The sequence below is a fragment of the Calderihabitans maritimus genome (genome assembly GCF_002207765.1).
Lineage (GTDB): Bacteria > Bacillota > KKC1 > Calderihabitantales > Calderihabitantaceae > Calderihabitans > Calderihabitans maritimus.
On record NZ_BDGJ01000117.1, the window covers coordinates 70,052 to 80,067 of the forward strand.

The window sequence follows — 10,016 nt, forward strand, 5'->3', positions numbered from 1 at the left end:
TTCAGAACAGGCTCAACTGTTTAAATTTTGGGTTGCTATTTACATTTTTTTGGTTAACCTGCTCTACCCAGCTTTTCTGTTCCAGGCAATCCGGAGGAATTTCCCGGACAAATGGAGAACAGCAGGAGGAAGCCTTCGACCCGAAGCGCGCCCGGTTCCTGGCGGATAACAGGATGAGCATGTCTTTGGCCCGGGTCAGGCCAACGTAGAACAGGCGGCGTTCTTCCGCCAGGGTATCCTCTTTTGCCGTAGAAGTTTTCCGTTCGGTCAGGGGAATCAATCCATCTTCAACACCGGCAATAAATACTACGGGAAATTCCAACCCTTTGGCGGCATGTAAGGTCATCAGAGATACTGTCTCCACGGAAGCTTTATTATTGCCCATGCGCTCATAGTCGGCCTCCTGTGCCAGGACGATCCTGTGTAGAAAGGCAGGAAGGTCGCTGAAACGGGATGCCACTTGCAGCAGCCGGTCCATAGCTTGTATCTGCCCTAGATTATTTTCTTCTATCCAATGAGCCAGGATTTTACTCGGAAGTTCGGTTTTTATCAAAGACCTGTATTTTTCCAGCGCATTTCTGAAGGCCAACAGCCTGTCCGTAAGGGCTGTCCCGGACGCTCTCCCGCCTTCCGTTAATTCTGTTATCGCCTTCCAGGCTGAACAGTTCATTTTTCTGGCTGTTTCCCGGACCAAAGCTATACCCTCCCGCCCTAGGTCGAAACGGCCCCTGCCCAAACATCGATAGAGATGAAAATCATCTTCTGGCTGTATTACGCACCGGAAAAAGGCCAGAGTCTCCCGGACGGGCTGTTCTTCCAAAAAGCTTTCTCGCCCTACAATGCGGTAGGGAATGCCTTCTTTAAGAAAACATTCCTCCAGGGTTTCGCTTTGACGTCCGGTCCGAAAAAGGACTGCTATGTCAGAAAAGCTCCAGGTTCGCTCTGATGCTCCACTGGGTTGATCATGCGCCTGGAGCATGGTAGTACCTCCTACCATGCGGCCGATTTCTTTTACAATAGCAATACCCTCGGCCATCTCGCTGGGCACCTGCAAATGGATGATTTTAGGGCCCTTGGTTTTTGTAGCCACAATCGTACTCTCTAACCCGGAAATAAAGTTATTTTCCGAGTTTTTAGCGACTACGGCCGAGGCGGCGCGAATGATGGTGGGAGTGGAGCGATAATTTAAGGTTAATTTGAAAATCTGCGCTCCAGGAAAGTCATCCTTTAATTTCTTGAAAAACCGGTAATCTGCCCCGCGAAAGCCATAAATAGCCTGGTTGGGATCACCTATGACGAAGAGGTTTTTGCCTTTTCCGGCCCAAAGTCTGACCAATTTATACTGGACAGGGTTAACGTCCTGAAATTCATCAACTAGGAGGTGGGTGAACCGGCTTCGTATATGTTGTAGCTCGGGCACGTTTTCTTTTTCGAGCCTTTCAAACAGATTGACCGTTTGCAGAAGAATATCGTCGTAATCAAGGGCGCGGTACTCGCCCAGCCTCTCTTGATAAGCTGTGTAAATAGGATTTAGATCTGCGGGGACTTCAGGAGAGGAAGGTAAGATACCGCGGCTCTTGAGGAAGGAAATTCTCTTCAGGACCTTAAGCCCCTCCTGGTGTCCGCGCCTGCCCTTTTCCCGTAGCACTTCTTCCAGAACTTCGCGGGAGTCGGCTTCATCAAGAACGGTTAATTCAAGGAGCTCAGAAAAATCACGGTGATTTGTAGGACTTTGCCGCCGGCAACTGCGGAGTATGTCTAGACAGATGCTGTGAAACGTCCCCACGGTTAGCTCTTCAATACCTTCGACCTTGTTTAAAAGCTTAGCCACCCGTTGCCGGATCTCCATAGCTGCTTTATTGGTAAAAGTAACGGCCGTGATCTGATGAGGTGCTATTCCCTGATCTCCGATAAGCCAGGCAATACGGTGAACCAGGGTACGCGTCTTGCCCGTCCCCGGTCCGGCAATTACAATCACCGGGCCTGTTTTAGCGGTAACTGCTTCTTGCTGCTGAGGATTAAGGCCGGCAAGAATTCCCTTCTCTTGCGCTGATTGGCCGCTGTTACTTTCATAAACAGGCAGTTCGCCGGATATTTTCTGTTCCGCCACAGGAGGAACAGAAGTCTCTTCTTTTGCCGGAACGGCGGACGAGGCGGTTTCCCGTACGGTATGTGTAAAGAGGGTGGCTTGTTGGAAGAGGTCCTGTCTTTCTTCCGGACGCATCAAGATGATTTTACCGTATTCTCCATCATATCCCGGTAGGATTTCTATCTCTCCGGTCCTCATGCGCCGGACGGCCTCCGCAATCAGCGGGCCGCCTACCCTTAACACCTTCTCCAGAGGCGTTTCACGCAGTACTACCAGTTCGGGACCTAGATTACGGATTAGGGAGAAATAACGCTGGGTAACCTGTTTGGTCGATGCTCCCACGCCCAGAGCTGAGGCAATTACCTCCGGGAGAGGAATTAGGCTTTCAAAATGACGGGCTGCCGGAGGGCGAACGTTATCCTCGCGATCGGCTAGCTCTTCTACGCGGTGCAGCACGCCCACCGTCACTTTCCGGCCGCATACAGGGCAAACTCCTCCTGCGGCCCGCGTTTGGGAAGGCTTCCAGCGGAGATTACAGCCCCGGTGTCCGTCGTAATGATATTTGCCTTCCTCCGGGAAGAATTCAAGGGTTCCTAAAAAACGCGTGCCGTCTCGTTCCTTCAAAGCCTGGTATATGGCATAATAGGAAAGTTCTGTATTAAAGAGGTTGGCCTCGCGGGCCAGGTTTCGGGGGGAATGGGCGTCGGAGTTGGATACCAGGGCAAAACGGTCCAGTGCTGAGAGACGCCAGTTCATAGGCGGGTCTGAAGACAGTCCTGTTTCAACGGCGTAGATGTGGTCGGTTAGATCCTCGAAACACTCTTCAATAGCGTCAAACCCCGACTTGGCACCGAAAAGGGAGAAATGCGGCGTCCAGATATGGGCCGGTATAAATAGAGCCTCCGGACACACGTCGAGGGTCATCTCAAGTAGCTGGCGGCTATCAATACCAAGAATAGGACGGCCGTCGGAGCGAATGTTGCCGATTTCTTCCAAACGCCGGCTGAGCTCATCGGCCGCCTCCAGGCTCGGTAAGAGGATGAGATGGTGAACTTTCCGTACCCGTCCGCCTTTTTTGTATATAGTGCTAATTTCTCCAGAGATCATGAAGCGGACAAGAGGTTCGCCGAAAGAATCCAAACCGGCGGAAAACCCTGTCGCCTCAGATCCGGTTGTATGTACTCCATCCACCAGTCTCCTATATTCTTCTTTAAGGCGATAAAGCCCCTCCTCTGCCGGCTCAAGCTTCTCCTTTAACTCTTCCCGCCACGCCGGGTGGGTAAAGTCACCGGTACCCACCAGGGTTACACCTTTATAAATTGCCCACCGGTAGAAGTTTTCCGGATTAGCCTCTTTGCTGGTTGCCCTAGAGTAACAGGAGTGGAGATGGAGGTCAGCCACGAATTTCATAAGCCATCACCTTATTTCTGCTGATACATATGTTCAACCCTCAAATTTTAAAAAAATTTTACCTGATAAGGATGTAATATGCAAGGGTTAGGGTTAAAGAGGGATCGAATCGGGTCTTTCAGCAACGAAGGATTATGGCATTTGATGTCGAAAAACTGAACATACCCTTTTATAGAAGGGGAGAACTTATGTCTAGACCTGGTGCTGAACTTTTTCTACGCATCCCACCCACTCTTTTTTCCGTCTTCGCCGGACAACTGAAAGAAGTCTACGCCGATCTGTTACTTCTGGTCTACGAGCAGTATCGCAGAACCATCTATACTCTTCCGCGGGAGTTGATTATTGACCTCTTTACTGAATACCTGGAATCCCTGGATGAAGCAGTCTGGCACCTCGAGGAGGAAGAGTATCAGGAAGAGGTGGCAAAAAGCGCCCGCGAGCGGGCCTTTCAACTTCTCCGGCGGCTGGTCGACGCGGGCTGGATCGTCCAGGAGCAGCATTTTGATTACACGTTCAAGCTGACTCTTCCCGACTATGCTGTGGGAATTCTGGAAACTCTAGACAAAATCCGCACCGGCTACCGAATGGAGTTCAAAGGCAGGGTGCTGAGCATTTTCCAGAACCTTACCGGTGAAGAGGGATTTTCTTACGTGGCCCTGCACCAGGCCTACGAATCTACCGGGGAATTGATTGATGGGCTCAAGCGCCTTAACCACAGCATCAAGCACTACACGGAAAAATTATTGGAAGCAGAAGATGCCAGGGCCATCCTAAGCCAGATATTTGATGAATACCAGGTCAAAGTGCTAGGCGAGCAGTACTACCGACTTAAGACGTCAGAACACATTTCTAAATACCGTACCGCTATTATACGGCGGGTCAGGGACTGGCAGTCCAACAGGCCGCAAATTCTCAACCAGGCCGCTCTTATGGTGGAGGAAAAGCAGGCCCCCGACAGGCTTACCGCCGAGAACATGATTTATGGATGGCTGGATTTTATTGAAAAATCCTTTACTCAAATGGATGAACTGCTGGAAGAAATCGACTACCGCAATGCCCTTTACGCTAGGGCTGCGGCGGAACGGCTGCGCTTTCAACTGCGTCACGGCAGAGGGATCGGCAACCAGCTGTCTACCGTCCTGGCTTATTTGGCTGAACTTGCCAGGCGGTGGGGAGAAAAGGCCTTGACACCGGAAGAAATAAGCCGGTATATCTGTCTTTTTCCCCAGCGGGTCGTGGACGAATTCAGCCCGAAAAAACCTCCTGCGGCTCGGCAGCCCCACCGGCCGGAACCCCTGGCCGCAATCTCTGTTTCCACCGAGGTCCGTTCCAAGAAGTTGTCCCGTTTCGGTAAACGGGTAGCCCAGGAGGTTACGGTGGAACAGATCAATCATTACGTGAAAAGAATCCTGGGGGATAGGGAAACCATGCCCCTCCATGAGGTTCCGCTGGAAACGCCGGACCAGTGGGTCAGGCTCATCTATATTATCCTTTTCAGCCGCTCCCGCCGTGCTCTCTATCGCTTGGAAGGGAAAAGGGGAGAAACCGTAACCCTTAAAGGCGGGCAGGTAGAAGTTCCCAATCTGGTCATTAAGAGAAAGGAGAAACAGGCTTGAGCTGGTACCAGCAGTATGAGGAATTTACCAACAAAGAAAAAGAGACCTTCCGGGAAGCAGCCAACCTGCTTTTGCGACAGACATTCCTCGTTAGTGAGCGGGAGGCGGACCGTCCTTATTATCGTTTTGTAGAACGTTATCTTGAGGTATTTACCGGTTACTTTCTCCTCTCCGGATGGGATTTGATGCATATAAAACGCCTGGCAGTTATTCAGCTTTATAACCGTTATGAAAAAAACCGTTATAATTTTACCCTGCAGGAAACCATTTTTCTTTTCATCCTTCGTTTACTTTACGAGGAAAAACAGCGGGACCTGCGTTTGACTCAACAGGTACTGGTATCCGGGCGGGATATCCAGGAAAAATACATGGCTTTACAAATCAGAAACCGCCTGCCGGCCCAGGAGGATATGCAGAGAATACTTAGGCTGTTCAACCGTTTTTCTCTTTTAGATCTCAAGCGGGGCCATTGGAAGGAAACAGATGCCGTTTACGTCCTCTACCCTTCGCTGACCCTGGTACTGGACATAACCGGTATGGAAAACCTGGCTCAGTGGATTGCTGAACAAGGGGTAAAGGAGGGGCTGGAGGATGAGATCTCTGACCAAGATTAAACTGATTAACTGGCATTATTTTACCAATGAAACTATTCCTCTGGAGGGCAGTGCCCTTATCACGGGCGATAACGGCGCAGGCAAATCCACCTTGATTGATGCCCTGCAAGTGGTCATCATAGCCAATTTAAAGAAGATCAAGTTTAACTCTTCCGCTTTCGATGAGAAAACTACCAGGGATCTCAAGAGCTATCTCCGCGGTAAGACCGGCGCCGAGGGGAACACCTACCTGCGGGGGGAAAGGGATTTTTCCAGCTATGTCGTGCTGGAGATAACCCATACGCCTACCCAGAAGCCCTACCTGATCGGTGTGGTTTTTGATTACTTTAGCTCTTCGGGGGAAGAGGAACACGTCTTTTTCCGGGTGGACGAGCACCCCTTGGAGGACAGTCTATTTTTCCAGGATGGCGTGCCTCGAAACAGGCAGCAGTTTTTCCACCACCTAAAAGTAAAAAAGCTTAAATTTCGTCAGTATCGTAACGATATTGAGGGTTACCTAAGCGACCTGCGTCAGTTATTCGGTGGGGTTAAAGAATCTTTCTTTTCCCTTTTTGGTAAGGGGATTTCCTTTTCGCCCATAACCAATCTGCGCAGTTTCGTCTACGAATACATCCTGGAAGAGCGCCGTATAGATGTTGATACCATGCGCGACTACTTCGAAAAATTCCGCCAGGTGGAGAACCTAATTTTGGAGACGGAACAGGAAATAAAGGCGCTGGAACTAATATCCCAAGAGTACGGTGAAATTGAAAACCTTCGACGGCAGGAACAAATCAGCCAGTACATGGAATACCGGGCTCGATGGGAACAGAAAAAACTGGAACTGGTGCAAGCGCAAGAACGTCAACAACAGATACGGGAGAGGCTTGTAGACCTGCGTCGGGAAATGGAGCTGTTAGAAAACCGGCGCCGACAACTGGTAAGTGAAAAGGAAGAAATCGAGACAAAGATCGCCGACCACCAGGTTGCCCGGCGGGAGCGGGAACTCAGTGAGCGGAAACAGAGGTTGCAGCAGCAAATCCAACAACTGGAAAAAATACGGACCAATCTATTCCACCAGGTAAGGGTTGAGATCGCTGAAAGGGAACGGCTTTTGGAAGTGCTGCGCCGGGTAGATGCCCCCTTCGAGCTGACAGAAGCCCTGCTCGGAGGGCGGGAGGACTGGCAGCGTTTTCTCGACGACGGGACTTCTTTCCCGGTCGACCTTGAAGAGCAGTCCCGCAACTGGAACGAGTGCATGACCTGGCTTACCCGGCAGGAGGCCCGCTGGGAGGAAGAAAAAAAGAGGTGGGAAGAAAAAGAGGCTGAACTGAAGCAGACAATCGAAGAATTGCAGAAGAACCAGGTTTTAAGTAGCGCTTCTCCCGCCATGAAGTTGAAGAAATTGTTGCAGGAGCACATGATACCCAACGACGGAAGGGAAAGTATTCCGGTCTATGTCTTCTGTGAAGCTATCGACATCCGTGACCGGCGCTGGCAGAATGCTATTGAAGGTTACCTCCATACCCAGAAATTCGACCTTCTGGTGCCGCCGGGATATTTTGACCAGGCGCTGGATATTTATGAACGGTACAAATTTACCCACGGCATCGAAAACGTGGGACTGGTCAACACGGAAAAACTGTTACTGGAAGCGAAACCTGCGCGCAAGGGAAGCCTTGCCGAAGAAATCGTAGCCGATGAAGATTATGTCCTTGCCTATGCCAACTGGCTTCTGGGAGCAGTAATGAAGTGTGAAACCGAAAAAGAATTAAAACGGCACCGCCGGGCTATTACTCCCACCTGTATGCTCTACCAGAATCACACGGCCCGTCAAATTCCTAAAAGCCGTTACGAGGTGCCCTATATCGGGCGGGAAGCGGTGAAGGTACAACTTGCTAGAAAGCAAAAAGAATGGGAGGAATGTCGCAGGAAACTGTCGCTTTTAAAGGAACGGCTTGAAGCGGTGGCGAGCGTTTCCAACTTGGAGAGCAGTAAAGCAGACCGTTACCAGAGATGGCTCGAGGAGTTCACGGCATGTCGGGAGCTGGATGAGCTGGGCCGAGAACTGTACGAGGTTAACCAGGAGCTCCTTTCCCTGGACCGCTCTGAGCTGGACAGGCTGGAAGAGGAGAAAAAGGAAAAAGAGGCCGCGATCGAGGAATGCCGGGTGAAAAGATCCGGACTTGATAAGGAAGAAGGCCAACTGGAAACAGAACTCGATTTCCTGGCCCAGAAGCTAAAACGCCTTTCCCTGGAGGAAAAGGAATGCCGCGGTAGATACCTTTCTTTTGCCGAAAGTCTTTCAGACGATCTACTGGGTACATGCCGGCAGAAATGGGAACGGGAAAGCCGGAAGAAAGTCCCGTCAGAACTGGAACGCAATTACGGCAGTCATATTCAGCGCCTGCGGACCAGGATTAATAACGGCATGCTTAGGCTGGTGGAATTGAGAAAGGACTTCAACAACAGGTTTAATTTTGCCGGCGATCCCAGGGCAGAGGACAATAGAGCCTATGAAGAACGCCATCGCCTGCTGGTGGAAAGCCACCTGCAGGAATACCGCGAGGAGGCAAGAAAAGCCCGCGAGAAGGCGGAACAGGCTTTCAAGGAACACTTTGTGGCTCGGCTGCGGGAGTCCATTGAACTTGCCCGGGAAGAAATTAAAGAGCTCAATCGCGCCCTTAAAGACCTTAAATTTGGAAAGGATTCTTATAGTTTTCGCCTCTCCCCCCGGCCGGGGATGCGGGAATATTACGACATGATTATGGATCCTAACCTGCACATGGGGGAGACTCTTTTCAGCCAGGCCTTCCGGGACAGGCACGGTGACACCCTGGACCGCCTTTTCCGGGAGATTACCGTCAAAGACGAGGATTTCCAGGAAAGGATGCAGCAGCTTACTGATTATCGCTCCTACCTAGACTTTGAGATAGTCATTACTGACGAACAGGGTAACAAGAGCTATTTTTCCAGGGTTTCCCGGGATAAATCGGGGGGCGAGACCCAAGTACCCTTTTATGTGGCCATCCTGGCCTCCTTCTACCAGGCTTATCACCTCTACCGCAAGAAAGACACGCTGCGTCTGGTAGTATTTGACGAAGCCTTCAACCGCATGGATGCCGACAACGTGGAGGAGTGCGTGCGGTTTATCCGGAAGCTGGGATTCCAGGCGCTGATTGTGGCGCCCACCGGGAAAATCCAGCTAATAGTGCCTCATGTCAATACTAACATCATTGTTATGAGGGAAGGATATCACAGCTTCGTGGAACGGGTTACCCGTAAGGACATAGAAAACTGGGCGCAAAAGCAGTAGGGTGGTGAGGTATGGAACTTACGGAATTGCAGAAACGGGAAATGAGTAAACTGCTAGATAAATATGAATCCCGCCGGGATTACGGCAAAATTCAGGTGAATAACCGCCGTACCATGCTCAGGATAAATGCCAGAAACTACCCCGATTATTTCCATATCAGTGATGCCTCTTTTCGCCGCCGCTTCAACATGGAGATGCGGGAATTAGAGCGCCGGGGTTGGGTAAAATTAGAATGGGAGGAATTTGAGCGGAACCAGACGTTGAAACGCGTGATCCTTAATACAGAAGAACTACCCTCTATTTACCGGGAGCTGGGGCGCGAAGCTAAAAGAGACCGCTACCATAGACTGCAGGAGCTTGTTCTCCAATGGCAAGAAAGCGCTCCTGAGGCCTTACAGCCCTTTTACCGGGACTTGCTGGAACGTCTTTCTGCTTATGAGACGCTGCCTCCGGGGCTCAACTCCTTGAAAGGTCTTGAAGACTGGTCTCAGCTTTTTCGGGCTCTCAATGCCCTGCTGGAACTGAAACAGGAGGTGCCCAAACGTCGTTTCAGTGTAAAACTTTTCGGGGATTCAAAACGCTGGGACCAGCTGGAAAAACCGGTGCTCTGGGTACTTAGGAATTATTGTTTGTCACCAGAGGACCAGGAACTAGAGGATGAGGAGATTTTTTCCGAACTGGGGCTTTTGGATAATCCCGGGCATATCAACATTGCCGGACCGCTTCAGTTTCGTACTCCGCGGGGCGAGATCAACCTTTTTTCCTTTTACCCGGACCTGGGCCTGGCGCCGCAGATGGTTGAAGATCTGGAGATAACGGGATTGGAAGCGAAAGCAGTGGTAACGGTAGAGAACCTTACTTCCTTTTATCACTATGTTGATGAAGGGCCGGCAGACCATCTGGTAATCTATCTTGGCGGTTACCACAATCGCCAAAGGAGACAATTCCTGCGCAAAATCTACGACTTCGCGTGCCGTTACAGGCGGGGCATA

The 10,016-nt window shown here is 50.7% G+C and carries 5 protein-coding genes; 4 read left to right on the forward strand and 1 reads right to left on the reverse strand.

The annotated features are described in order from the left end of the window. Position 1: 1 nt before the first annotated feature. The gene (locus tag KKC1_RS10385) at positions 2–3,499 is read right to left on the reverse strand and encodes a UvrD-helicase domain-containing protein (RefSeq protein ID WP_088554393.1); all 3,498 of its coding nucleotides are present in this window, start codon (positions 3,497–3,499) and stop codon (positions 2–4) included. Between the two features lie 188 nt (positions 3,500–3,687). On the opposite strand from KKC1_RS10385, the gene KKC1_RS10390 reads away from it, so the two are divergent. From KKC1_RS10390 to KKC1_RS10405, 4 genes are all read left to right on the forward strand, one after another. After that, on the forward strand, positions 3,688–5,115 hold the full coding sequence (locus KKC1_RS10390) for a Wadjet anti-phage system protein JetA family protein (protein WP_088554394.1): 1,428 nt from the start codon (positions 3,688–3,690) through the stop codon (positions 5,113–5,115). After that, the gene (locus KKC1_RS10395) at positions 5,112–5,729 is read left to right on the forward strand and encodes a DUF4194 domain-containing protein (RefSeq protein ID WP_088554395.1); all 618 of its coding nucleotides are present in this window, start codon (positions 5,112–5,114) and stop codon (positions 5,727–5,729) included. The genes KKC1_RS10390 and KKC1_RS10395 overlap by 4 nt, the downstream gene beginning before the upstream one ends. Then, on the forward strand, positions 5,707–9,024 hold the full coding sequence (locus tag KKC1_RS10400) for an ATP-binding protein (RefSeq protein WP_088554396.1): 3,318 nt from the start codon (positions 5,707–5,709) through the stop codon (positions 9,022–9,024). Before KKC1_RS10395 ends, KKC1_RS10400 begins: the two co-directional genes overlap by 23 nt. An 11-nt stretch (positions 9,025–9,035) precedes the next feature. Next, on the forward strand, positions 9,036–10,016 hold a 981-nt coding region (locus tag KKC1_RS10405), incomplete at its 3' end, for a Wadjet anti-phage system protein JetD domain-containing protein (protein ID WP_088554397.1).

What these genes read in the sequence shown, in the direction of transcription:
- KKC1_RS10390 (WP_088554394.1), top strand. Translation starts at nt 3,688, where the DNA reads ATGTCTAGACCTGGTGCTGAACTTTTTCTACGCATCCCACCCACTCTT.
- KKC1_RS10385 (WP_088554393.1), bottom strand. Translation starts at nt 3,499, where the DNA reads ATGAAATTCGTGGCTGACCTCCATCTCCACTCCTGTTACTCTAGGGCA.
- KKC1_RS10400 (WP_088554396.1), top strand. Translation starts at nt 5,707, where the DNA reads ATGAGATCTCTGACCAAGATTAAACTGATTAACTGGCATTATTTTACC.